At 28.6% G+C, this 24,445-nt stretch carries 38 protein-coding genes and 1 pseudogene; 3 read left to right on the top strand and 36 right to left on the bottom strand.

Annotation, left to right across the window (positions count from 1 at the left end):
* Positions 1–176: 176 nt before the first annotated feature.
* Positions 177–617, top strand: a complete 441-nt coding sequence (locus AAHM82_RS12595; protein WP_342263396.1) for a transposase family protein — start codon at positions 177–179, stop codon at positions 615–617.
* On the top strand, positions 614–1,006 hold the full coding sequence (locus AAHM82_RS12590) for a transposase family protein (protein WP_342264845.1): 393 nt from the start codon (positions 614–616) through the stop codon (positions 1,004–1,006). The genes AAHM82_RS12595 and AAHM82_RS12590 overlap by 4 nt, the downstream gene beginning before the upstream one ends.
* 144 nt (positions 1,007–1,150) lie before the next feature.
* On the opposite strand, the gene AAHM82_RS01285 is transcribed toward AAHM82_RS12590, so the two are convergent.
* Positions 1,151–4,396, bottom strand: coding sequence for an ankyrin repeat domain-containing protein (locus AAHM82_RS01285; protein ID WP_342264303.1), 3,246 nt, complete (start codon positions 4,394–4,396; stop codon positions 1,151–1,153).
* Between the two features lie 245 nt (positions 4,397–4,641).
* Here AAHM82_RS01285 and AAHM82_RS01280 point away from each other — a divergent pair, with 245 nt between their 5' ends.
* The gene (locus AAHM82_RS01280) at positions 4,642–6,024 is read left to right on the top strand and encodes an Mbov_0401 family ICE element transposase-like protein (protein ID WP_342263354.1); all 1,383 of its coding nucleotides are present in this window, start codon (positions 4,642–4,644) and stop codon (positions 6,022–6,024) included.
* A gap of 193 nt (positions 6,025–6,217) precedes the next feature.
* Here the strand turns inward: AAHM82_RS01280 and AAHM82_RS01275 are convergent.
* The 35 genes and pseudogenes from AAHM82_RS01275 to rplB form a co-directional block, all read right to left on the bottom strand.
* A pseudogene (locus AAHM82_RS01275) lies at positions 6,218–7,027 on the bottom strand (IS256 family transposase); the annotation flags it as partial.
* A 290-nt stretch (positions 7,028–7,317) separates the two neighbouring features.
* Positions 7,318–7,512, bottom strand: a complete 195-nt coding sequence (locus tag AAHM82_RS01270) for a hypothetical protein (protein ID WP_342264302.1) — start codon at positions 7,510–7,512, stop codon at positions 7,318–7,320.
* A gap of 265 nt (positions 7,513–7,777) precedes the next feature.
* A complete protein-coding gene (locus tag AAHM82_RS01265; RefSeq protein WP_342264301.1) occupies positions 7,778–8,032 on the bottom strand; it encodes a hypothetical protein in 255 nt (84 codons plus the stop codon).
* A 161-nt stretch (positions 8,033–8,193) separates the two neighbouring features.
* A complete protein-coding gene (locus AAHM82_RS01260) occupies positions 8,194–8,442 on the bottom strand; it encodes a hypothetical protein (RefSeq protein WP_338968164.1) in 249 nt (82 codons plus the stop codon).
* A gap of 2 nt (positions 8,443–8,444) precedes the next feature.
* Positions 8,445–8,747: a hypothetical protein gene (locus AAHM82_RS01255; protein WP_342264300.1), complete on the bottom strand. Its 303-nt coding sequence runs from the start codon at positions 8,745–8,747 to the stop codon at positions 8,445–8,447.
* A gap of 64 nt (positions 8,748–8,811) precedes the next feature.
* Positions 8,812–9,756 carry a hypothetical protein gene (locus AAHM82_RS01250; RefSeq protein WP_342264299.1) on the bottom strand — a complete coding sequence of 315 codons (945 nt, stop codon included), beginning with the start codon at positions 9,754–9,756 and terminating at the stop codon, positions 8,812–8,814.
* Positions 9,757–9,780: 24 nt separating this feature from the next.
* Entirely contained in the window at positions 9,781–10,023 is a 243-nt protein-coding gene (locus AAHM82_RS01245; protein WP_342263184.1) for a hypothetical protein, read from the bottom strand.
* Positions 10,024–10,188: 165 nt separating this feature from the next.
* Entirely contained in the window at positions 10,189–10,419 is a 231-nt protein-coding gene (locus tag AAHM82_RS01240) for a hypothetical protein (RefSeq protein ID WP_342264298.1), read from the bottom strand.
* Positions 10,420–10,582: 163 nt separating this feature from the next.
* Positions 10,583–10,804, bottom strand: coding sequence for a hypothetical protein (locus AAHM82_RS01235; RefSeq protein ID WP_342262239.1), 222 nt, complete (start codon positions 10,802–10,804; stop codon positions 10,583–10,585).
* Between the two features lie 2 nt (positions 10,805–10,806).
* The gene (locus AAHM82_RS01230; RefSeq protein WP_342264297.1) at positions 10,807–11,133 is read right to left on the bottom strand and encodes a hypothetical protein; all 327 of its coding nucleotides are present in this window, start codon (positions 11,131–11,133) and stop codon (positions 10,807–10,809) included.
* A gap of 566 nt (positions 11,134–11,699) precedes the next feature.
* A complete protein-coding gene (gene rplQ, locus AAHM82_RS01225) occupies positions 11,700–12,059 on the bottom strand; it encodes a 50S ribosomal protein L17 (protein ID WP_338968237.1) in 360 nt (119 codons plus the stop codon).
* Positions 12,060–12,080: 21 nt separating this feature from the next.
* A complete protein-coding gene (locus AAHM82_RS01220) occupies positions 12,081–13,031 on the bottom strand; it encodes a DNA-directed RNA polymerase subunit alpha (protein WP_342264296.1) in 951 nt (316 codons plus the stop codon).
* A 3-nt stretch (positions 13,032–13,034) separates the two neighbouring features.
* The gene (rpsK, locus tag AAHM82_RS01215; protein ID WP_342264295.1) at positions 13,035–13,424 is read right to left on the bottom strand and encodes a 30S ribosomal protein S11; all 390 of its coding nucleotides are present in this window, start codon (positions 13,422–13,424) and stop codon (positions 13,035–13,037) included.
* 21 nt (positions 13,425–13,445) lie between these two features.
* Positions 13,446–13,814 carry a 30S ribosomal protein S13 gene (gene rpsM, locus AAHM82_RS01210; RefSeq protein ID WP_342264294.1) on the bottom strand — a complete coding sequence of 123 codons (369 nt, stop codon included), beginning with the start codon at positions 13,812–13,814 and terminating at the stop codon, positions 13,446–13,448.
* Positions 13,815–13,830: 16 nt separating this feature from the next.
* Positions 13,831–13,944 (bottom strand): 50S ribosomal protein L36, encoded by a 114-nt coding sequence (rpmJ, locus tag AAHM82_RS01205; RefSeq protein WP_215825765.1) that lies wholly within the window; start codon positions 13,942–13,944, stop codon positions 13,831–13,833.
* A gap of 26 nt (positions 13,945–13,970) precedes the next feature.
* Positions 13,971–14,204, bottom strand: coding sequence for a translation initiation factor IF-1 (gene infA, locus AAHM82_RS01200; RefSeq protein ID WP_342264293.1), 234 nt, complete (start codon positions 14,202–14,204; stop codon positions 13,971–13,973).
* Positions 14,205–14,978: a type I methionyl aminopeptidase gene (gene map, locus AAHM82_RS01195; RefSeq protein ID WP_342264292.1), complete on the bottom strand. Its 774-nt coding sequence runs from the start codon at positions 14,976–14,978 to the stop codon at positions 14,205–14,207.
* Between the two features lie 5 nt (positions 14,979–14,983).
* Positions 14,984–15,625, bottom strand: a complete 642-nt coding sequence (locus AAHM82_RS01190; RefSeq protein WP_342264291.1) for an adenylate kinase — start codon at positions 15,623–15,625, stop codon at positions 14,984–14,986.
* Positions 15,626–15,643: 18 nt separating this feature from the next.
* Positions 15,644–17,023, bottom strand: coding sequence for a preprotein translocase subunit SecY (gene secY / locus AAHM82_RS01185; protein WP_425289043.1), 1,380 nt, complete (start codon positions 17,021–17,023; stop codon positions 15,644–15,646).
* Positions 17,020–17,457: a 50S ribosomal protein L15 gene (rplO, locus tag AAHM82_RS01180; RefSeq protein WP_342264289.1), complete on the bottom strand. Its 438-nt coding sequence runs from the start codon at positions 17,455–17,457 to the stop codon at positions 17,020–17,022. The genes secY and rplO overlap by 4 nt, the downstream gene beginning before the upstream one ends.
* Positions 17,458–17,459: 2 nt before the next feature.
* A complete protein-coding gene (gene rpsE, locus AAHM82_RS01175) occupies positions 17,460–18,089 on the bottom strand; it encodes a 30S ribosomal protein S5 (protein WP_342264288.1) in 630 nt (209 codons plus the stop codon).
* 18 nt (positions 18,090–18,107) lie between these two features.
* Positions 18,108–18,476 carry a 50S ribosomal protein L18 gene (gene rplR, locus AAHM82_RS01170; protein WP_342264287.1) on the bottom strand — a complete coding sequence of 123 codons (369 nt, stop codon included), beginning with the start codon at positions 18,474–18,476 and terminating at the stop codon, positions 18,108–18,110.
* Between the two features lie 39 nt (positions 18,477–18,515).
* Positions 18,516–19,058 (bottom strand): 50S ribosomal protein L6, encoded by a 543-nt coding sequence (gene rplF / locus AAHM82_RS01165; RefSeq protein ID WP_342264286.1) that lies wholly within the window; start codon positions 19,056–19,058, stop codon positions 18,516–18,518.
* 11 nt (positions 19,059–19,069) lie between these two features.
* Positions 19,070–19,471 (bottom strand): 30S ribosomal protein S8, encoded by a 402-nt coding sequence (gene rpsH, locus AAHM82_RS01160; protein ID WP_342262868.1) that lies wholly within the window; start codon positions 19,469–19,471, stop codon positions 19,070–19,072.
* Between the two features lie 17 nt (positions 19,472–19,488).
* The gene (locus tag AAHM82_RS01155; RefSeq protein WP_342264285.1) at positions 19,489–19,674 is read right to left on the bottom strand and encodes a type Z 30S ribosomal protein S14; all 186 of its coding nucleotides are present in this window, start codon (positions 19,672–19,674) and stop codon (positions 19,489–19,491) included.
* A gap of 16 nt (positions 19,675–19,690) precedes the next feature.
* Positions 19,691–20,230 carry a 50S ribosomal protein L5 gene (gene rplE, locus AAHM82_RS01150; protein ID WP_425288990.1) on the bottom strand — a complete coding sequence of 180 codons (540 nt, stop codon included), beginning with the start codon at positions 20,228–20,230 and terminating at the stop codon, positions 19,691–19,693.
* Between the two features lie 19 nt (positions 20,231–20,249).
* The gene (rplX, locus tag AAHM82_RS01145) at positions 20,250–20,561 is read right to left on the bottom strand and encodes a 50S ribosomal protein L24 (protein ID WP_342264283.1); all 312 of its coding nucleotides are present in this window, start codon (positions 20,559–20,561) and stop codon (positions 20,250–20,252) included.
* Position 20,562: 1 nt separating this feature from the next.
* Positions 20,563–20,931 (bottom strand): 50S ribosomal protein L14, encoded by a 369-nt coding sequence (gene rplN / locus AAHM82_RS01140; RefSeq protein ID WP_342264282.1) that lies wholly within the window; start codon positions 20,929–20,931, stop codon positions 20,563–20,565.
* A 17-nt stretch (positions 20,932–20,948) separates the two neighbouring features.
* The gene (gene rpsQ, locus AAHM82_RS01135; protein WP_338968268.1) at positions 20,949–21,212 is read right to left on the bottom strand and encodes a 30S ribosomal protein S17; all 264 of its coding nucleotides are present in this window, start codon (positions 21,210–21,212) and stop codon (positions 20,949–20,951) included.
* The gene (gene rpmC / locus AAHM82_RS01130) at positions 21,196–21,768 is read right to left on the bottom strand and encodes a 50S ribosomal protein L29 (protein ID WP_342264281.1); all 573 of its coding nucleotides are present in this window, start codon (positions 21,766–21,768) and stop codon (positions 21,196–21,198) included. Before rpmC ends, rpsQ begins: the two co-directional genes overlap by 17 nt.
* A complete protein-coding gene (gene rplP, locus AAHM82_RS01125; protein WP_342264280.1) occupies positions 21,768–22,250 on the bottom strand; it encodes a 50S ribosomal protein L16 in 483 nt (160 codons plus the stop codon). Before rplP ends, rpmC begins: the two co-directional genes overlap by 1 nt.
* Entirely contained in the window at positions 22,244–22,930 is a 687-nt protein-coding gene (rpsC, locus tag AAHM82_RS01120) for a 30S ribosomal protein S3 (protein ID WP_342264279.1), read from the bottom strand. Before rpsC ends, rplP begins: the two co-directional genes overlap by 7 nt.
* Positions 22,930–23,277, bottom strand: a complete 348-nt coding sequence (gene rplV, locus AAHM82_RS01115) for a 50S ribosomal protein L22 (protein WP_342264278.1) — start codon at positions 23,275–23,277, stop codon at positions 22,930–22,932. The genes rpsC and rplV overlap by 1 nt, the downstream gene beginning before the upstream one ends.
* A 15-nt stretch (positions 23,278–23,292) precedes the next feature.
* Positions 23,293–23,568: a 30S ribosomal protein S19 gene (rpsS, locus tag AAHM82_RS01110; protein WP_342264277.1), complete on the bottom strand. Its 276-nt coding sequence runs from the start codon at positions 23,566–23,568 to the stop codon at positions 23,293–23,295.
* A 30-nt stretch (positions 23,569–23,598) separates the two neighbouring features.
* Positions 23,599–24,435, bottom strand: a complete 837-nt coding sequence (gene rplB, locus AAHM82_RS01105; RefSeq protein WP_342264276.1) for a 50S ribosomal protein L2 — start codon at positions 24,433–24,435, stop codon at positions 23,599–23,601.
* Positions 24,436–24,445 lie beyond the last annotated feature (10 nt).

Below are 24,445 nucleotides of genomic sequence, written 5' to 3'. Positions count from 1 at the left end.
GATTACGAAAGAAATTTATAACTAGATTATTTGCTGTTTGATCTTGATATCATAATTGATTTAGATTTCTATTATTTTCTAAATCATGTTGTTGTAGTAATTTTTGAATAGACTTCTTGCAAAATTAATTTAAAATATAATTGAATTGTTGTTTTTAATAAAAAGGTGGAATTTAAATGAAATTTAAAAAAAATAATCAAATAAGTGATAAAAATTTTTTAAGATTAACTGGTATTAAACATACTACTTTTAATAAAATGCTAGAAATTTTAAAAATAGAAGAATTAAAAAAGAGATTTCGTCGCGGAAGAACCAATAAATTATCATTAGAAAATCGTATTTTAATGACTTTAGAATATTGAAGAGAATATAGAACTTATTTTCATATTGCAAAAAGTTATGATATTAGTGAAAGTAGTTGTTATAGAAATATCAAATGAATTGAAGACACTTTAATAAAACACCCTAATTTTCAACAACTTACTGGTCAAAAATCACTATTAAAAGATTATTTCAAAGATAAGACTGTTATAATTGATGTAACTGAAAGCCAAATCCAACGCCCAAAAAAAGACAAAAACAGCACTACTCAGGAAAAAAGAAAAAACACACAATAAAAACACAAGTTATAATTGAAAAAGATAGTAAAAAAATTATTAGTTCTGATTTTTCTTATGGTAAAAACCATGACTTTAAAATTTTAAAAGATTCAAAAATTAAATTTTTACCAGAAACAACTGTTTTAGTGGATTTAGGTTATCAAGGCATACAAAAAATTAATCATAATGTTTTAATTCCTAAAAGAAAATCAAAGAAAAACCCTTTAAATAAAGAAGAAAAGCAAAATAATGAGCGAATTTCAAAAATGAGAATTGTTATTGAAAATGTTTTTGCTATACTTAAAAAATTTAAAATTATTAGTGAAAAATATCGAAATCGTAGAAAAAGATTTGCTTTAAGATTTAATTTAATAGCTTCAATTTATAATTTACAACTATTAGTTTAAATATATTTGATAATTTAAAATTTCAGTCTTTTTTTATTGTAAATAATAATTTTTATTATGTTTTAATGACAAAATATTTGTAAAAATAATCTAAAAATTATTTTAATAACACTTTTATATTTATTTTAAATTTAAAAATTATAATTATCATATTAATTTTGCAAGAAGTCTAATATATAATAAATATTTTAAATTTTCTTCACCAAATAATTGGATAAATCGGTTTCTAAATTCTTCATTATTATTTCTCGCTGGCAATAAGTAAGATGTTGATACCGACCAAAACAAACAACTATTATCTGCTGGCACATCATACAAATTATTGTGATTTGTTGGCTCATCTGAATTATTTTGTTGTATGCGGTTACTAGCTTGTGTTTGACTTCCGTCAGCATTTGTATTACTGTTATCGGATTGTTTTAAAGTTACTGTACTTCCTTTAGGCCGTGTTCCCTGTTTTTTAGATTCATCTTCTGTAATTATTTTTTGTGCATCATTTGGTTTTCTTGCTTTTTTAGCAAGTGTAAATATAACTTTGACTGCACCATCAGAATATACACTTTGATCAATTGATTCAATAGTTGCCGCAGTATCAGTAATGCTATTTTTTTGTACTTTAACTTGATCAATATCTAAGCCAAAATTTAATTCTCTAACACGATTTAAAATTGTCTGTTCTTGCTTATCTGATATTTCTTCTAACTTAGTTTGTCTAATAACATCTGACAATTCAATTTTTAATAATTTTTTTAATTCTTTTTTAGTTTCTTCTAAAATTTTTATATTTTGTTGTTGTTCGTCTTGATTTTTTTGTAAAATTTTATTAAGTTTTTTTATATTTTCGTTTAATTTTTTGTGTTTTTTCAAAAGATTTATTATTTCTTTATGATCATTTTCTTCTGCTAAATCTAAAGAATCATTTCCCTCATCATCTTGATAATTAAGATTAGCATTATTGGACAACAATAATTTTACTATTATCAAGTGACCATTTTTGCATGCATAATGCAAAGCAGTTAGACCCCATTTATTTGAAAGATTGACATCAATATCAGAATGTTTTAACAATTCTTTTACAACATTTATTTCACCATTTCGCGCCGCTACAATTAAAGCGCTATCGCCATGATCATCTTTTTTATTAACATCAATTTTATGGTTTTTTAACAATAGTTTAACAACTTTATGGTGCCCGTAAAATGATGATATCTGTAATGGAGTATCACCCAAATTATTTGGAAGGTTGATATCAATTTTGTTTTTACTATTTTTATTTGTTAATAATTCTTGAACAACTTCTGTCTTATCACTTTGTGCTGCAAAGTATAAAGGAGTAAGTCCTTTTTTTTCTTGTATATTGGGATTAGCGCCTCTTTCTAATAACAATTTAACAAGCTCTAACTGACCATTTCGTGCTGCAATATGTAAATAAGTGTTGTTTACTAATGGGTCTTGAAAATTTACATTAGCTCCATGATCAAATAAAATATTAATTATTTCTCAATTATTGTTATTTATTGCGTTAATTATTGACATACTAACTTTTTTTTCTTGAAGATTTACATCGGCACCATTTTCTAATAAAAATTTAATAAAATCTATCGCGTCTTTATTTATCGCTAAAAGCAAAGGTGTATTATTATTTATATCAGAACTATTTATTATTTTTTTATCTGGATTTAACTTAATCAATAATTTAGCAAGTTCGAAATTATTTTGAATAATAAAAATATATAAAATATTATTATCACTATTAGAATTTAATGAAAAAAAATCATCAGTTTTTAAATCAGTTTTTAAATCAAATTCTTTTTCAAAGTATAAATTTATAGATTTTAAATCTTGTTTTCATCTTGTCATTCCTACGATATATTGTAAACACGCATTCTTTATTTCTGTAAAATTTTGATTTTCATTAAATGCTTTTTGTATTTTTTTTGATATATTATCAATATTATTTTCTGCTTTTAAGATGTTGTTAATATCAACTTTATTTTTATCGATAAAATTAATTATTTTTTTTGCTTTAGTTAATTCATTTCAAATTTTTATTCTAAATTTATTGAATTGTTCTGAATATTTTTTTCAATCACCTCTTAATTGTGATGTATAATCTTCTCAATTTATTGTTTGATTATTAAATATTTTTTCTTGAATATCTTTTAATATATTTTTACTCTCAGATATGATTTTTTTTAATTCATCAATATTTTTAATATTTGCAAAAATTTCTAAAGTCTTTTTATCACATTGAAACCTCATGGCTTCACTTGTAATAAAAATCATTCTTACTAAATCATCTTTTATTTTTTGATTTTCTTGTTTATTATTATCATAATCTGCTAAATTTGAAATTGCACCTTTTAAAGTTTCGTTAGAAATATTAATATTTTTTCCTTTATCTGGTTTTCCATTTTCTTTTATTACAACATTTAAGCCCTCGCTTGTATACGCTCCTGTATAATTTAAATTAATCTTTTGACAACTATATTTCTTAATTACTGATTTATTTAAATCTTTAATTTTTTCTTCATCATTTTTTAAATTTTCACCTTGTAAATTACTAAGTTTTTTATTCAAAGAATTCAATTCGTTATTATAATTTAATTTTTTAATATTTTTTTCTTTTTCTTTAAGAGGAATTAATTTATTTTTTTGTTGCAAATATTCTTTTACTTTTTCTTCATTAAATAAAAGTTTGTTTTCTTTTAAATTATTTAATTTTTCCTTTAAATTATTAAGTTTTTTGATTTCTTCTTGATTATGTTGTTTTATTTTTTCTAAAAGTTCATCATCAAAATAAAAATACTTATTTTGATTATTAATAAATCCTAGTAAATAAAGATTATTTAAATTAATTACTAATTTTATATTTTTATTATTACTATTTTTTAATGTTAATATCAATATTTTTTCTTTGTTATTTTGTTGTTCTTTAATTCAATTAGCTATTTTGGGCTCTAATTCTTCTAATTTATAAATAATTGTTTTATTATCAAGTTCTTTGCTTATAAGTCCACCCATATTGATACTTCTTAATGGATCAAGATATTTTTCATCAATAAGTTCCTGTAACATTTTTTGAATATTGTAAGAATAATTTTCATCTAAATTAATTTCTTTTTCAATAATATCAGTTCGGCTACCTGTATTTTTTGAAAATTGGGATTGTTGTTCATCTTGTATTTTTGGAGTAGTTGATATGTCTTCGTTGTTTTGCCTTTTACTTCTTTGGAGATTTTCTAAATTATTTGTTTGTGAATAATTAAGCTCACTACTTAATAATTTAGTTTTTGTTCTTTGCTTTCCATTGGGAGCGACTGCAATGACGGTTGATAGGGCGTTGCCAGTTATTAAAATTGTTCCTAATAACTCTAAGAGTTTTTTCATACTAATCAAATTCCTTTCCTGAATTTTTACCAATTAATAAAATTTATTAAATAATCAACATGCTTTTTCCAAATCTTAGTCTGGAATCTATTCACTTTGCATTTTCATTATATACCGTCAAACAAAAAAATTCTATTTTTACTATATTAGACTTCTTACAATATTGTGATAGTAACTGAAAATTGTATTATTGAAGCAAATAAATTTAACTTTGTTAAAATTACTACCAAGAAAGGTGATTTTTTATGTTAGAAATTAATAATAATGTAAAAACCCCAGAAAATAAACATTGATTCAGTTTATTTACAACCCATAAAAATATGTACACCAACAAATGCAAACAACTAGCTAATGAATATGAAAAATTAGATGAATACTTATATAAATATCATTATCGCTTAAAACAAGGTTATAAAGTAGTTCATTTTGCACCAAGAACAATTATTACAATTTTTGGTGATGTTACTTTTAAACGACGCCGATATAAATATTGAAATCAAAAATCAGGTAAATTTGAATATGTATGTTTACTAGATAAAGAAATTGGTTTATCACCCAAACAACGCATTTATTTTGATGTCCAATTTAAAGTTTTAAGTCTTTTGGGTGATGGTAAACGATATCGCGATGTTTTAGATGCTCTAAATCATTGTTATATTTCAAAAGCTAGTATTTCAAATATTTTAAATAAATACGATATTGCCGAATATTTTCAACTAGCAGAAAAAGAAACTAAAACTAGAATTGATGTCAAAAATAAGGATTTATATATTCAACTGGATGAGACATTTTTAGCGACATTAGACCATAAAATTAAACAAGACCAAAGAATCCGTTTAGTTACTTTTCATACCGGACATAAAGAAAAAAAATACAAAAATGCTCGTAGAGAATTAGAAAATAAACGAGGTCATTTTCTAATGTTAAAAGTTGGTAAACGAATAAATACAATGGATTATCGTGATTTATTAATTAAGGAATTACAAAAACATTATGTAAATATTAATTATGACAGAATAATTGTTTGTGGCGATGGTGCTACTTGAATTAGAGAAATTGCCAATAGTTTTGGTAATGTTAGATATATTTTAGATGGTTATCACGTTATTAAAAAATTAAAACAAACGGCATTTAATATTATTTTTGAAAATCGCAAAGTAACACTAAATAGTTGAATTAAATTATATAAGGATGGAAATCATCAAGAATTAATTAAAAACATTCGTAATATTGCTAAAAATGAATTAAATAAAGATATTAAAACAAATTTACGAAAGGCGAGTAATTATTTCAGTAATAATAAGCAAGGTATTCATCATCAAAATTTAGAATGAAATATCGGCTGTAGCATCGAAAGTGATGTATCACATTTAGTAAAACAACAATTAGGCTATGGGGCAAAAATATATAATCATAAGAATTTAAATAACCTATTACATTTAAGAATGGCAAATTTAAACAAATTAAATGTATTACATCATATTAATGAAAATATTAATTCAGAAATAGAAATCAGAAAAGAAATATATAAAAATTCATTATGAAATAAATATAATAATAAAAATGATGATAGTTGAATTAATTATAAAGGTAATGCTGTAACAAATAAATATAATACATTTAAGTAAGTAAAAATATTAGTTAAAATTTAATAATAATTAATAATTTTTTATTGTGTAAAAATTCAATAATATGATAAAATAAAAAAGAATAAAAATGACAATAACAAGAAAGGTAGGGTTAGTTTAGTAATTAAATAATATAATTAGCTGATTGTTTTACTTCTTCAAAGCAATACCTAAGAAAACTAAACGCGACCGGAACAAATTTTAAACTATTGCGAATTTGATGAACAATGCATAATTGATGCTGTGTTTTTGGGAAAACAGCTTCTATTGCATCAGACATCCCAGTTAAATTATCACTACAAGCAACAAGAATATCTTGTAACCCACGATTTTTCATTTCCGTAAGATTATTAAGTCAAAATTTGGCTCCCTCATTCTCACTAATTCACATTCCTAAAATATCTTTTAAACCATCTAAATTAATTCCTAAGGCAAGATAAACTGCTTTATTTATTATTCGTTTATCTTGCTTTACTTTAACAACAATACAATCAAAATAAACAATCGGATAAATCTTCTCTAAAGGTTTAGTTTGTCACATTTTAACTTCTTCAATAACATCATCAGTTATTTGACTAATTAAACTTTCTGAAATTTCTGCTCCGTGATAGAATTCTTGCAATTGTGCTTTGATATCAGAAATTGTCATTCCTCTTGCATATAAAGAAATTACTTTTTGATCAAAGTTATCAAATCTTCTTTGTCTTTTCGGAATAATTACTGGTTCAAAAGTACTATTTCGATCTCTTGGTACATCAATTGCGATTGAACCATTTTTAGTAATAATGGTTTTTTGTGTGTTGCCATTTCTTTTATTATGATTCTCATCAGTTTCAAGATAATCTTTAATTTCCGTATTTAACATTCGTTCAGTTAATTTTTTGGTAAATTCCTGAAAAATAGTATTGCCTTTAAATAAATCTTGTGGATTATCAATATTTTCTAAAAAATAATCAACAACTTTATCAATTGCGTCAGGTTCTTTTTTTATTTTTTTTGTCATTTTCTGTTCTCCTTCTTTTAAGTATAATTCAGAATGAATTATCGAGACACAGAATTTTGGACAGGCTCGAAAATTAAATTCTAATCAATTATAAAAATTCCGTGTTGTAATTATTTTACCTTTGATATTTGTTACTTTTAAGTTGCCGTTTCTTCCAAGATTATCAGTTTTTAATGTGCTTATTCCTTCTTCATCTAAATAAATATAACTATTTTTCATAGCCAATGTATTTTTAAAATCAATTGGTAATTTATTTAATCCGCTTTCATTTTTATCAAATTCACTTAAGGCTATACTAAAATTTTGTCTAAATCCGTCTCACATTCAATTAATTCTTGCTTTTGATAAAGTAAATTCGTAGTTTCATTACTTTGTCTTTTATTTCTAATTAGTTGTGATGTTGTTTTGTCATTATTAATGTTTTGTGGAATGGTAAAAATGTTATTAAAACTGATAATTAATACGGTAAATATTTTCATAAACATTTTTATCACTCCTTTTTAAAATATTTTATTTTTTATTGTTCTTTTAGTTTTGATTTTTTTAATAAGTCACTCAATACCACAATTTATAATTACAGCTATTGTAATGCATATATCTAAATATCCTAGTATCATAAGTGAAATCAATGCTTCAAATTTTTCATATAATAATTTCAAATCATTAATTTCCAATTTTAAAAATGGAATGAAAAAGATAGTAATCATAAAAATGTAAGGTAAAATTCTCCATCAATATTTTTTAAAAGAATTAATGAGTTTGTGTGATTTCATTTTTTAAGGCTTTTTTTGCTTTAATTTTTTGAATAATCAAGCGGATTAATTTTTCCAATTTAATTGCAAAATATATTGCTCCGCCTCATCAAAAAACAAATATTCCTGCTAGCATAATACCACTATTGAACTTGCCGAAGAAATCAACCATCTGTTTATTCATAAAATCATTAAATTCGTTACTTGTTCCAGTTATTCATTTAATATCGATTGCTGTTAATGCACAAATCAATAAGCTTATAAAAATGAAAATGATACTTAATAACTATTTTTAACCACTGCTTTTTAAAAGAATTTTTAATTCTTAATTTTAATGGCATTTTTTCTTTTGAATTATCTTTTTTAAATAATTTTTACTAAAAGTTTTTTCATTTTAATTCTCCTTTCATATTTTTATCGTCCTTTAATCACAATAAATAAGGCAATAAGTACACAAGTGACACCAAGAATGGTAAAGATTGGATGTTGAGAAAATGTTCGTGCCATTGGTTTAAATAATTCTAAAATTGTTAAATTGCTAGTAATAAACTTTTTAAAATTGGCAAGGCCCTCGCTAATATAGTTCGTTAAAGTTTCAAAATGACTACCAGCTAATAATCCAAGAACAGTTATTAAGATAAAAATAATAATTAGTTTAAACATCATTAGTTACCTTGTTTTGTTTTTTTATTTCTTTGTTTTCAATTAATTTTATTTGGATTTATTGGTTGTATTTGTTTTTTAACTTTTCCTCACGCACTTAAACGACCACTATTTTTAACGGCATATCGGCGTTGTTTTTCTAAATTAACTTGTTGACTACCAAATCCAAGAATAATTGCCATAAGAAATTCTACAGCAAGCATTAAGAATAAAGGAAATATTAGTTGAATTTTTGTTCCTGGTACTTCAAGACTTCAAATTAAATCAAAAACTTTATAAAGCATTTGGGCGAGAAAGTCGGCCATTTTTGCAAGATTTTCCGTTTTTTATTATTCCTTTTCTTTCATTTTTCTTAAAAATTTGCTAAATTTATCCATTTTTAAGTATTTTAAGTCTTCTAAATCAATTGCTGTGTCAGTTATAATATTTATCTTCATAGTCAGGATTTACTTTTGAATTTAAGTAATCTCTTAAAAATGCTAGATAAAAAGAATTGTAAGTGTTTAATATTGGTAGAGGAATTTTTAGTTTAAAAAAATAAATATCAAGTTCAGGGATATCACGGTATTTAATGCGACGACCTTTTTTACTATTTTTAGCATCAATTAAGGTGTTTCGTCAGCGTTCATATTCTTCAATGCTCGTAAAGGTACCATAAATGACTTTTAAGTAGGGGCGAAAAATATTAACGGGTTTTTTACGAATTCCCACAATCACATTATTGGCAATATCACGAACTTTAACTCAAATATGTTTATCTCTTTGACCGCTAGCGAGCACAATATGACCGAAATGGCGTGCCAGAGCAAAATATTCTTGGATACCGGTTTCTTCGTTTTTGGTATTATTTTTTTCTCAGTCAGTTCCTTCTAAAAATAAATTGGTTTCATCTCACAAAAGTAAGGTTTTGTCTGGCAATACGGGATAATCAAAGTCTAATAATCCCATATGCCCTAAACTTAATTTTTGGGTTTCTAGTAATGGAAAGGTTGATGCGATATGATATTTCTTCTTTTTTAGTAATTTTGATGCGTATACTAGAAAGGCCGTTTTTCCAGTTCCTAATGAACCAATCACAATATTTAACGGTGAATTTTTTAAGAAATTAATAACTTTGTTAATTTGTGTTAAATTACTGATTTTAAAAATGAAAATTAAAATACAACCTGCTAAAAATAAATAGTTCACAATGTTTTTAAAATAACCGTTGTAAATGTATCAAATTGCTCCTCAATGTCATAAAATTAAAAATGAGGTGCGATTTAATTCAATAAAATGGTTATTTTTTTCTATTACTCATTTGCAAAATTTCATCTTGCACCTCACTTTATTTTTTTGTTAGCGTACTGCTCCAAGTAATTTTTCAAACATTTTAAAGCAAATAAAGAATATTGCCAAAATAAATGGAAAAATGAAGATTCAGTAGTCAGCAAAGAAGTTACCGACTTGTGGCATATTAACAGCAATAATTTCTCACATTTTAGTAAACGCTGTTATAATCGCATTTCACAATTTAGTCATCGCATCACTAGCTGTTATTTTTGTTACTGCTGGTGCATCGGCTAAGAAAGTTCCAATCATATAATCACCTCCTTTCTTTTTAAAACATTCATCATTTATATTCAAAGTTTTTCTTAAATTTGTTAAAACCACGATTATCGTTAACACGATTGTATTTTTTCCTAATTAATTTTGAATTTCTTTGTGAATGCATCACAATGTAACTTCGCGACATTAGTTTTGTTTCTATCTAAATGCCGATATGGTTTTTCAAAGTAGCATTAGAATAAATCACACCATAATTGCTGTCAAGAATCAAAAAGCAATGTTTGCTATTAAAAGCCAAAGTGTTTTTTGGGTTAAATCAATTTCTTTGCCACCACTAATATGAGCCGGAATAGTTGTAATTTGAATAAATAAATCTCAGAAAGTTTGTTTAATTTGTTCTCAATTAAATTCCTTTAAGTTTATTGTCATTTTTTATCTCCCAAAAATCATTTTTATTGGTAAATACATAATTGAAATTAGTGCGAAAAAAAGTAATGATAATAATTAATCCGGCAATAAACGCAACTTGTGCAGGCATTTTTTTCTATCGGAACAAACAGTTCTAAAAATTCCATAATAATTTTTCAAAACATTATTTTTTATTCTCATTATTTTCTTTTGAATTAGGAGCTTTAACTCATTCTTCAAAGCGGGCAATAAATACTTTTTCGTCTTTTGTAAAATTACCAGTATTATTTTTAATGGCATTTTTATATTTAATTCTAATTTTTATTTTGGCATAAATTTTATAAGCAAAATATGCCAATAGCATTATGCAAATGATAATAAATATTATTCCAATCGCAATATTCATTTTTAAGCTCCTTTAAAATAATTATAATTTATATCTTTTTTGTTGTTTTCTTTTTTGGCAATGAAGAAGCCTAATAATTCTTGTCCCTTAATTAATTTGGTTTCTTTTTCTTTTTGATTAATTGAGATTACTTGATATTTACTATCTTTTATTATTCCAATACAAATTGAATTTTCGTATTTTCCTTTATAAACAAATCGTTTTGGAAACCAAATGCATATTTGTTCATTAAATCACGGTATTTTTGATGCTTTAATAAGCATTGCGTTTTGCGTTTCTTTTAAGAGATATTTTTTAGTATTTAAGAAAATGTTTTCAATGTTTTTCATAATAAATTACCTTTCTTATAGATAAACTAAGTTAGTTAACTTAGTTTTTTAAACACTTATATATCGCAGATTTAAGTGTTTAACAAGCTTTGTTATTAAATTTTGTTTTTTTTTTTTTTTTATTAGATAAAGATTTTAATAATTTTAAACTTAGCATACCCCTATATATAGAAATTTCTACACTTTAACATCCGCATCCTGCCCTTGGAACTAATTTAATAGCGTGTATATTTTTAGGAAATCCACCCATTCATTTTTTTATTGCAAAACGAAACAAATTGCTATAGCTAATAGGGTGTTATCTACTAACTGGTAAACTTCTTTTGGTTATGGTGACTACCCACAATTTATCGTGCTTTAATACATACCAACATTATTAATTCACTTGTATTTAATTTTCAAAGAACAAATTTTTAACACCTTATAAAATAAAAAGACAGTCATTACTGACTGCCTTAATACTTATTCAAATATTTTCCTACCTAACAAAACTTTATGCGTCCTCATATATTGCAACAACAAAAATAACCTCAGTATTTATTGAGGTTATTAATCGAATTTATTATTTAAACTAATTCAATATAAACCATTGGTGCATTATCGCCTTTACGGTCATCAGTTTTTAAAAGTCTCGTATAGCCACCCGATCTTTCATTATATCGCTTAGCAATATCAGTAAATAATTTTTGTAAAACTGTTTCTGTTTCATTAACATCAATATTTCGTAAAATACTTGATGCTTGTCTTCTAGCATGCAAATCTTGTCTTTTTGCTAAGGTAATTAATTTATCAATTGTTTTTCTTAATTCTTTAGCGCGTTTTTCAGTTACAAGCAATCTTTCATGAACAACTAATTCTGTTGCTAAATTACGCATTAATCCTTGTCTTCAGCTAGTATTCTTACCGCGTTTTTGAATAAATGACATATTCTCTCTGTGTTCCTCCTTTTATTCTCGTTTAAAAGTTAGCCCTAATGCTAATAATTTCTCTTTAATTTCATTAAAGGATTTTCTTCCTAAATTTTTCGTTGCTAAAATATCATTTTCTGTTTTATCAGTTAAATCACGAATCGTAACAATTTCTGCTCGTTTTAAACAATTATATGAACGCACCGTTAAGTCTAATTCTTCAATCGGTTTTTCTAATTCATCTGTTTCTTGTTTTTCAGAAATAGAAATAATTTCTAATGATTGTGCTTGCTCACTTAAACTAACAAAATGTTCTAAATGAGCAATTAAAATCTTCGCAGCAATCGCAATTGCTTCTACAGGAGTAACAGAACCATCAGTTGTTAATTCTAAAACTAATTGCTCTAAATCAGCACTTTTTCCAACTTTAGTTGATTCAACACTATATTTAACATTAACAATTGGTGAATAATTAGAATCCATAGGAATAATCCCAATATTAGTAATTAAGCGTTTATTATCATCAAATGATTTATAACCACGAGAATTTTGAGCATACATTGTCATTTCTAATTTACCACCTTTAGCAACAGTAGCAATTAAATAATCACCATTTAATATTTCAACTCCTAACGGACAAACAATCATTGAAGCTAATACTTCACCAGCTACCGCATCTACTTTTAGTGAAACACTTTCTTCTTCTTTAAAAACAGTACTATCAATTTTTAAAATAATACCTTTTAAATTTAAAATAATTTGAGCAACATTTTCAACAACCCCTTTAATTGTTGAAAACTCATGACTAGCTCCTTTAATATCAACACCATAAATTGAAGCTCCCGGTGTTGCTGCTAATAAAGTTCTTCGTAAAGCGTTACCAATAGTATTACCAAATCCTCTTTCTAATGGTTCTACTATGAAGCAACCGAAATTTTTACTAGTACTTTCAGTTTGTAATTTAAAATTTGGTCTAACAAATTGTTTCATTTATTAACCTCTTGGCCTTTTAGGGGGACGACATCCATTATGAGGAATTGGTGTTACATCTTTAATACTTGTAATTTCCAAACCAGCTGCTTGTAAGCTTCTAACAGCAGCATCTCTTCCAGGACCAGGTCCTTTACACTGAACTTCAATCGTTCTCATTCCATGTTCCATTGATGCCTTAGCAACTCGTTCTGCTACCATTTGTGCAGCATAAGGGGTTGATTTCTTTGTTCCTTTAAAACCAATTGCACCAGCCGCACATCAAGCAATAACATTGCCTAATTCATCAGTCATTGTTACAATTGTATTGTTAAATGTTGAATGAATATGGGAGATTCCTTTTAAAATATTCTTTTTTTGTCTTTTCTTTGCAACTTTTTCTATTTTTGCCATCATGTTTACCTCCACTTCTTACTATTTTTTCTTATTAGCAACTGTTTGTCTGCGATCTCTTTTTGTTCTGGCATTTTGTTTAGTAGATTGACCATGAACTGGTAAACCTTTACGATGACGAATACCACGATAACAACCAATTTCCATTAATCGTTTAATATTTAATTGGGTTTCACGCCGTAGCTCACCTTCTACTTTATAATCTTTGGATATTTCTGCTCTAATATTTGTTAGTTGCTCTTCTGTTAATTGGTTAACACGAGTACTTTCACTAATATTACAGACTATTAAAATTTTTTGAGAAGTTGATAAACCAATCCCATAAATATATGTTAAAGAAATAACAATTCTTTTATTATTAGGAATTTCTACTCCTGCTATTCTTGCCATATTTAACCTCCTATTTTTAACCTTGTCTTTGTTTGTGCTTTGGAGTTTTACAAATTACTCGCACACATTTTTTTCTATTAATTATTTGACATTTATCACAAATCTTTTTAACTGATGATCTTACTTTCATTTAATTTGTCTCCTTTTACTATTTTTTTACTTATGACGATAAGTAATTCGCCCACGTTTTAAATCATATGGAGAGAGTTCAATAATTACTTTATCACCTGGTAAAATCCTAATGAAATTCGTGCGAATTTTACCAGAAACGTGAGCTAAAATAACCGCATTGTTTTCTAATTTTACCTTAAACTCAGTATTAGGTAAACATTCAATAACAATTCCTTCCACTTCAATAATATTTTTAGTTTCTTTTTCTTTGGTGGCCATTTAATTCCCTTCTTCCTCCATTGAGTGTGGATTAGCAGTTAAAACTTCATATCCCTTTGCGGTTACTAGAATTGTATGTTCAAAATGAGCTGAATATGTACCATCAAGGGACACAACTGTTCAATTATCACCTAAAACTCTAGTTTGGTCAGTACCAATTTGTACCATTGGTTCAATACAAATTGTCATTCCTGCCACTAGTTTTAAACCATAGTCATATTTACCATAATTAGGAACATATGGTTCTTCATGTAATTGTTTACCAATCCCATGCCCCGTATAATTTTTTGGTAAACGATACCCTTGTTGCTCAACAAATTGTTGAATTGTTGCCCCAATAGTACCAATTCTAACACCCGGAGCAATAATTGCTATTGCCTTATTTAAGGCTTCTTCCGTTACAGTAATTAACTTTTGATATTCCGCTTTAATTTGACCAACACCAACAGTAATGGCTGCATCTGCAAAGTATCCATCAACAACAGCACCCGCATCAATTGATACTAAATCACCTGTCTTAATAATTTGATTATTAGCAATTCCATGAATTAATTCATTGTTAATAGAAACACAAATATGATTAGGAAAACCATAATAACCTTTAAACGCTGTTTTAGCATTATTTTCTTTTAACACTCTGGCTGCTATTATATCAAGGTCGCGTTTTTTTATTCCGGGAATAATTGCCTTTTTAACTTCAGCTAACATTTTAGCAACTACTTTTCCCGCAGCACGCATTGCTTTAATTTCCAATTCACTTTTAACAGTAACCATTTATTTTACACACTATCTAAAATACTTTTAATACCATTAAATACTAATTTACTTGACTGATTAGCATCAACAACATGTAATAAGTTTTCTTCTTGATAATACTCTACTAAAGGTAAAGTCTCATTTAAATAAGTTTGAATTCTAATTTTAGCTTTTTCTTTCGTATCATCATCGCGCTGAATTAATGATGCATCATCATCATCACATTGCATCGCAATTTTAGGTTTATTAATTAATTTGCTATATGTTCGATTACAAGTCGGACAAACTAAGCGATTAGTAATCCGATCAATTAAATGTTCTAAGTCAGCTTCTAAATAAATAACAAAATCAATTTGTTGTTCTTTTTTTTCTAAAATCTCTTGCAATGCATGCACTTGTTTAAGCGTTCTTGGAAAACCATCAAGAATAAAGTTTTCACTTAAATTATCAATGGTTTCTCGGACAAGATTAATGACTTGTTCATCGGGTACTAATTTTCCTGCATCTAAATATTCTTTAGTTTTTAATCCCAATGGTGAATTATTTCTTATCGCTTGACGAATAATATCTCCTGTTGATAAATGTATCAAACGGTATGCCTCACATAACTTTTGTGACTGAGTTCCTTTACCACTTCCGGGTGCTCCTAAAAAGATTAAATTCATTTTAAATACCACTCTCTTTTATCATATATTTTTACTTTGATTTTCATCCCTTTTAAATTGAATATAAGATTGTTGCGTCAGATGTCCTTGAACTTGACGAATAACTTCAATTGCAACACCAACCATAATAATAACTCCTGTTCCACCAATCGCTAACATTGGCGGTAAATTTGTTAATTTAGAAATTAATGTTGGCAATATGGCAACAAAAGCTAAAAAGATACTACCAACAACACTTAAACGATTTAAAGTTGATTTAATATATTTCTCAGTTTCTTTTCCTGGTTGAATTCCAGGAATAAATGTGCCATTCTTTTGAAAATTCTCTGCCATTTGTTCAGGATTAATTTGTATTTGAGAATATAAGAAAGTAAAGAGAATAATTAAAATCGCAAAAATGCTCATTCCTGACCATGAATCTAATGCCAAATAAGTCTCAGTAAAATTAGTAAACCCTGTCCCTTCGGGATTATTAGCTTTAACAATTTGGGCAATTGTTAAAGGTGCTGTTATAATTGCTGAAGCAAAAATCACGGGAATGACACCAGCCGAATTAATTTTTAACGGCAAATACGGTGCTTTTTCACTTTTTAACGCTAACCCACTTCCCGTCTGTTGAATCGGAATTCTTCTTTCTGATTCAGCAAAGAATACAACCATTAAAATTACTAAAAGAAATCCAACCATATAAAGTAAAAACTTTAAAAACCCACTAAAAACAACTATTGCTTCACTTTGACCACCAACTCAAAATTGAAAAGTTTTAGCAATATTAAATGGTAAACTAGAAGCAATTCCAGCAAAAATAACTAAAGAAACACCATTACCAATTCCACGAATTGTAATTTGATCAGCTAGTCAAAGAATTAAGAATGTTCCTCCCAAAAGCAGTGTTGGTACCAAAATATAATAAAACACTGCTGATGTAGCAATATTTCCAGCATCTGCTTCTTGCCATTTAAGACTAATAATTTTTTGTTGTGCCAAGGTCATAATTGTCGCAAAACCTTGCATAATACCAAATGGCAATGTTAATCATTTAGTTAATGAATCTAATTTTCGTTTCCCTTTTTCTCCTGATTTAGCTCAACGAGATAATCCTGGAACTAAATCAGTAGATAATAATTGGACAATAATAGAAGCAGTAATGTATGGCGATAACCCTAAAGCGAAAAGTGAAAATCGATCAATAGAGCCTCCACCTAACATTGCAATCAAATTAAAAAATTCTCTTGAATCCTTATTAGATTCATTAAGATTTTTATTTATATTAACCCCTGGAACAGTAATTAATGCTCCCAAACGAATAATAAATAAAACCAATAATGTAAAAGCTAATTTTAATAAAATATCTTTATTATTACGATAAAATCTTTTAATGGTTGTTATCACTATTAAATCACCTCGGTTTTACCATTAGCCTTCTCAATAGCATCTTTAGCGACTTTTGAAAACTTATGAGCTTTAATAACTAATGCTTTACTAATTTTACCATTAGCAAGAATTTTTACTAATGATTTTTCACTATTAATTAATTTTTTGCTTTTTAAAACTTGGGGAGTAATTTCAGTTATATCTAATTGTTCTAAAGCACTTAAGTTAACAATTTCATATCGTTTCTTTGTAAAATTGGTAAAACCGATTTTAGGAATTCTCCGAAATAAAGGGGTTTGTCCACCTTCAAATCCAGGGCGAACGCCACCACCACTTCTAGCATTTTGACCTTTATGTCCTTTACCAGAAGTTTTTCCATGCCCTGAAGATGTTCCTCTTCCAAGGCGTTTTTTATCTTTACGAGATTTTTCAGTATATTTAAGTTCATGTAATTTCATAATTATTGTTCCCTTGCTAGTGATTTTTCATTAACTTTTTCTTTAATTTCTCGTAAACTATAAACTTGTTCTTTAGTTCGCATTTGTTTTAAACCATCCATTGCTGCTCTAATCATAATAAGTGAGGTATTAGAACCTAATGACTTAACATAAATATCTTGCACCCCAGATACTTCAATTAAAGTCCGAACTGGGCCACCAGCAATAATTCCTGTACCTTTTCTAGCAGGTTTAATTAATACTCGGCCCCCACCATAATGACCAATAACATCATGAGGAACAGTAGCCCCCACCATTGGAATCATAAAAGTATTTTTCTTAGCAGCTTTTGCTGCTTTTTTAATAGCATCGAGTACTTCATTAGCTTTACCAGTAGCAAAACCAACTTTTCCCTTATGGTTACCAACAATAACTACTACTGAGAAACGAAAATGTCGCCCCCCTTTAGTTACTTTAGTTACCCTTCTTACTTTAACGACCTTTTCTTCAAACTCTTCAATTGGTTTTTGAAAATTAGCAATTGATTTTTTAGTTCATCGTTTTTTATTTCGTTCACCATCACTACCTCGATTAGCAAAATTAGGCTTAGTTGGTGATGTCGTTAAATTTTGTTGATCTTTTTTTTCTTGCATTAACATACTTCTCCTCTACTAAAATTTCAATCCATGTTCTCTTGCAGCCTCCGCAAACGCAGCAATTTTCCCGTGATACAAGTACCCCCCACGATCAAAGACCACAGTGGTAATATTGTTTTCTAAAGCTTTCTTTGCTAACTTTTCTCCCAGAAGGGTAGCACTAGCTTTATTTAAATTACCCTTACCTGCAGCACCTGCAGCACCTGCCATTTGCAAAGTTGAGTAAGAAACTAGTGTCCGGTGCTGACTATCATCAATAATTTGTGCATAAAGATTCCTATTAGAACGAAATACATTAAGTCGGGGTCTTAATTCAGAACCAGTTATTTTTTTACGAATGCGAAAATGTCTAATTTTTCTTGCTTCATAGCGATTTGATTTCATTTTTAACTCCTTTGAAAGTAATCTCTTTTAGACTATTGTCTATTTACCTGCTGATTTCCCTTCCTTACGAATAATGTATTCATTATCATATTGAATTCCTTTAGCTTTGTACGGCTCTATTCGTCGAAAAGCACGAATATCGGCTGCTACTTGTCCAACTAATTCTTTACTAATTCCTGAAATAATAAGTTCTGTTGGTTTAGGACAAACAACTGTTATTCCTTCAGGGATAGTATATTGAATCGGATGTGAGAACCCTAAACTTAAATTTAGTTTATCACCCTGCATATTAGCACGATATCCCACTCCATTAATTAATAATCTTTTACTAAAACCAGTAGTAACACCTGTTAACATTCCTTCTAACAATGAATTAGTAGTTCCATGTAATTGCTTAGTATGTTTTTGTTCATTCGGTCTGATAGTTTTAATCGTTTGGTTTTCAACGATAATAGTAATTTTTTGTGGTAATTGTTTATTGAGTGTTCCTTTAGGTCCTTTAATAGTTATGATATTATTTTTTGCAACATTTATTTCAACGCCATCTTGTACAGATAGAATGCGATTACCAATTCTTGACATAATTTATCACCCTATCAAACAAAGGCAAGAACTTCGCCACCTAAACGATTTTCTCTTGCTTTTGCATCAGTCATAACTCCAAGTGATGTCGAAATAATTGCAATTCCTAAACCATTTAAAACCTTTGGAATCTCACTATTTTTAACATATACTCTAAGACCTGGCTTAGATATTCTCTTTAAACCTCAAATTACCCTTTGGCTTGCTTTATATTTTAATAAAATATCAATTTTACTATGAGTTCCATCTTTGGGTTTCTCATTAATTTTAAAATCGGTAATATACCCTTCTTCTTTCAGAATTTGGGCAATTTGCAATTTTATATTAGAAGTCGGAATGCTTACCTTTTTAAATTGTCGCTGGTTAGCATTGCGAATTCTTGTTAGCATATCGCTAATTGGATCTGTCATCATATTTTACTAACTACCTCCTATCATGAAGCTTTCTTAAACCCAGGGATTTGCCCTTTATTGCCAAATTCACGAATACATATACGACATAATTGAAACTTTTTTAATACTGACTTTGGTCGGCCACAATTTTGACAACGAGTGTATGCGCGAACTGCAAACTTAGGAGTTTTTAATTGTTTTACTTTTAATGATTTTTTTGCCATCAGTTTCTTTCCTCTCCTATTTCTTAAATGGTGCACCCATTTTTTTTAGTAAAGAAAATGATTCATTTTGATTATTACTAGACATTACAATAGTAATACTCGTTCCCCTTGTTTTTACAACTTTGTCGTAATCAATTTCAGGAAAAATCAATTGTTCTTTAATTCCTAATGTGTAGTTACCGTGTTTATCAAAACCAGCTTTATTTAAACCACGAAAATCACGAACCCGAGGTAAATTAATATTAAATAATTTATAAAGAAAGTCATACATTTTAGTACCCCGTAAAGTTACTTTACACCCAATTGGCATTCCTTCTCGTAACTTAAAACCAGCAATTGATTTTTTTGCTCTAGTTATTACTGGTTTTTGTCCCGTAATTAAGTATAATTCTCGCATTACTATTTCAATATTTTTACTGTTACTAACAGCATCACCAGCACCAACATTAACAACTACTTTGATAATTTTAGAAACTTGCATTGTAGAAGTAAAATTATATTCTTGCATCATTGCCTGAATGATTTCATCTTGATATTGTTTTTGTAAATAATTCATCAAATTTTAACTCCTTAAATTAAATTCTTGTCTTGGTTTTACGAGCAATCCGATATTTTTTACCATCTTTAATCTCATAACCAATTTTAGTTGTTTTAGTTTTATCTTTACTATCTAGTAAAGCAACATTGGAAAGGTGAATGCTTGCAGGAATTTCTTTAATTCCCCCTTCATCATTCTGGGTTGGTTTTTGGTTCTTTTTAATTGTAATGCCTTCAATTTCCACACGAAGTTTTTTCTTTAAAATATTAGTAACTGGTCCTTTAAAACCACGATGTTTACCAGCAATAACTACTACTTGGTCACCTTTTTTAATTTTTATTTTTATCATCTTATATCACCTCAGTTGCTAAAGAAGCAATTTTATTAAATCCTGCTTCTTTTACTTCTCTAGCAATCGGACCAAAAATTCTTGTTCCTCTTGGCATTTTATCATCTCTAATAAGAACAGCTGCATTTTCCGAAAACTTAATATATGTACCATCACTTCTGCGAACAGCTTTTTTAGTACGAACAATAACAGCTTTAACAATTTGTCCCTTTTTAACAGTTCCTCCCGGTGTTGCTTGTTTAACTGAACAAACAATAACATCACCAACACTTGTAAATTTACGAACCGAACCACCTAAGTTCCGAATTACTAAAATTACTTTTGCTCCTGTATTATCAGCGACCCTTAATTGAGACTCAGTTTGAATCATGATCTATACTTCCTTTTCTATAAAATAATTGCTTTTTCAACAATTTTTACTAAACGAAAGCGTTTAGTTGCTGATAATGGTCTTGTTTCCATAATTAAAACACGATCACCCTCTTGGGAAGAATTGTCTTGGTCATGAGCTTTAAACTTTTTTGAATATTTAACGCGTTTTTTATATATCGGATCATTTTTATATGTTTCTACTAAAACAGTAATTGTCTTCTCCATTTTACTAGAAACAACAATACCCGTATAAACCTTACGGTTATTTCTTTCCATCATTATCGCCTCGCTTTTCATCAGTTTTTGCTTTAGGGATTATTGTTGCTGATTTAGATTTAGTAACTTTTGCTGTTTTAACACTAGCTTCTTTACTATCTTTACTTGTTATTGGCTTAGAAGCTTTTTTTTCTTTCATAACTGGTGCTACACCATCTTTAACTTTTTTAATTTCTTTTGCCACTAATTTTTGATTTTTCAGTTCAATTTGTTCAGTAACAACATTATCTTGCTTTTCAACAACTAATTTCTTTTCTTTAAGTTTAGGTTTTGCTTTTTCCTCAACAACTTTAGTTTTTTGATCAATTTCCTTTTGTAATGTTTCAGAAATAACAACTTTTTGTTGATTCAATGGTTTAACAACTTCTCCAGCATCTTTTCTCATTTGTAAATGCGTTAATATTCTAGCAACTTCTCTTCGTAATTCTTTAATCCGATGAGGCTTTTCTAATTGTCCAGTTGCCGATTGAAATCTTAAGGCAAACAATTCTGCTTTTAATTCTTCAGCACGATGTTGTAAATCATTAATGCTTTTATCTTTAAATATCTTCTTTGCCATTATTCTTCACCTCGTTTAACGATTTTACATTTGATTGGCAATTTATGCATTGCCAGTCTTAATGCTTCTCTTGCTACTTCTTCAGTAACACCAGCAACTTCAAACATAATTCGTCCTTTTTTAACAACAGCAACAAACTCTTCAGGAGACCCTTTTCCAGAACCCATTCGGACTTCAAGTGGCTTTTTAGTTTTCGCCATCTGAGGAAAAATGTTAATTCAAACTTTTCCCCCTCGTTTCATATATCTTGTCGCTGCAATTCTTGCTGCTTCAATTTGTTTTGAAGTAATTCAAAGACCTTGTAATTCAGGTTTTTTTTGGACTTGCTCAGTATTGACAACAATACTTCTTTTAGGCATAACCAATTTACCAACTGCTTGTAATCCATATTCACCAAACGAAACCTTAGTTCCTCTTGTTGCTTTACCTTCATAAGAAACACGATGCGGACGGCGATATTTAGTGCGTTTTGGCATTAACATAATTGCTTCGCCTCCTTAACAGAATTTTTCTTTTCTGGTAAAATTTCACCCTTATAAATTCAAACCTTAATTCCAATCAAACCATAAGTTGTTAACGCTGATACTTTAGCATAATCAATATCACTTCGCAAAGTTGCCAAGGGAACACTTCCTTCAGCATAGCCCTCACTACGAGCCATATCAACACCGCCAAGTCTTCCCGAAACTAAAGTTTTAATTCCCTTCGCTCCAGCTTTCATTGCTTTACGGATTGCTAATTTTTGTATCGTTCTAAACGATGCCCGATTAACAATTTGTTGCGCCATATTTTCAGCAACAAGTTGGGCATTCAAATCAGGAACTTTAATATCAACAACATTAATCTTAATATCTAATTTACTTTTAGTTGTCAAACCAATCGCTTGTCGAATAGCTTTAATAATATTTTCAATATTTGAACCTTCTTGCCCTAAGACAACACCCGGACGCGAAGAATGAATAAACAGCGTAATATTTTCTTTCGTGCGCTCAATTTCAATTTTAGCAATTGCTGCATTTTTCCACTTTTTCAAAATTACTTTACGAATTTTAATATCAGAATGTAATCACTTAGCAAAATTTTTATCTTCAGCATATCATCTTGAGTCTCAGTCTTTATTAATACCAAGTCGTAATCCATGTGGACTTGCCTTTTGCCCCATTATTGATTACCTCCCTTTTCGTCTGTTACGACAATTGTAATGTGACTAGTTCTTTTTAATATTTTATAAGTTTGTCCATGATCTGATGGTCGAAACCGTTTTAAAGTTGCACCCTCATTCACTAAAACCTCTTTAATTAATAACGCATCCCCATCCATCGCATAATTATTTACCGCGTTAGCAATAGCTGATTTTAGAAGTTTAAGTACTGGCTCACTAGCTTTTTTATTAGTATTCATTAAAATCGCTAAAGCATCAGTAACTGGTTTTCTTCTTATTAATTCAGCAATTAATTGCACCTTTCTGGGGGCAATTCTAATTGTTCTTAAAATAGCTTTTGCTTCCATATTTTAAACTCCTTACTATTTCTTCTTCTTCTTATCATTTCCGTGCCCACCAAACGATCTTGTTGGTGCAAATTCACCAAATTTATGACCAACCATATCTTCAGTTACAAAAACCGGAACATGCTTTCTACCATCATGAACAGCAACTGTATGATTAATGAAGGCAGGAGAAATAGTAGAGCGACGCGATCAAGTTTTCATTACTTCTCTTTTATTATTACTATTCAACAACTCAACTTTTTTCAATAAATGTGACGCAATATATGGTCCTTTTTTTAATGATCTTCCCATCCTTAACGATTTCCTTTCATAAGCATTACCCTATTTTTTCTTTCTTCTAATAATTAATTTTGTTGAAGCCTTACGAGGATTACGAGTTTTCATCCCCAATGTTTTCTTACCTCAAGGTGTTACAGGAGCTACTCTTCCAATCGGCGCTTTTCCTTCACCACCACCATGTGGATGATCATTAGGATTCATAACTGAACCTCTAACCGTCGGACGAATTCCTCGCCAACAATTTCTTCCTGCTTTTCCTCAATTAACTAAGTTCCGATCTTCATTACCAACTTCACCAATTGTTGCTCGACAAGATGCTAATATCTTGCGAACCTCACCAGAATTCAAACGAATCGTAACATAACGACCACTTTCATCTTTTCCTAATAGTTGAGCACTAGTTCCCGCACTTCTAGCTAATTGACCACCTTTTAAAGGACGCAATTCAATATTATGAACTACTGTCCCCTCAGGCATTTTTCCCATTGGCATACTATTACCAACTTTAATATCCACCAGCGGACCACTAACAATTTCCATTCCCACTTCAAGAGTTTTAGGTGCTAAAATATATCTTTTTTCACCATCAAGATAATTAATTAATGAAATAAACGCATTACGATTGGGATCATACTCAATAGTTGCTACTTTACCAATAATATTGTCTTTATCACGTTTAAAGTCAATAATACGATATTTTCTTTTATGACCGCCACCTTTATGACGCGTAGTAATAATTCCCCGATTATTCCGACCAGATTTCCTATTTAATGTAGTTAATAACGATTTCTCTGGTTTATCAGTTGTTAAAACTGAATAATCAAGAGTTGTCATATTACGACGACCATTAGTAACTGGTTTATATTTCTTTATTGCCATAACTCTTACT

It is taken from the genome of Spiroplasma endosymbiont of Clivina fossor, assembly GCF_964031115.1.
Classification (GTDB): Bacteria; Bacillota_I; Bacilli_A; order Mycoplasmatales; family Nriv7; genus Nriv7.
This window is presented reverse-complemented; position numbering and strand designations above follow the sequence as displayed.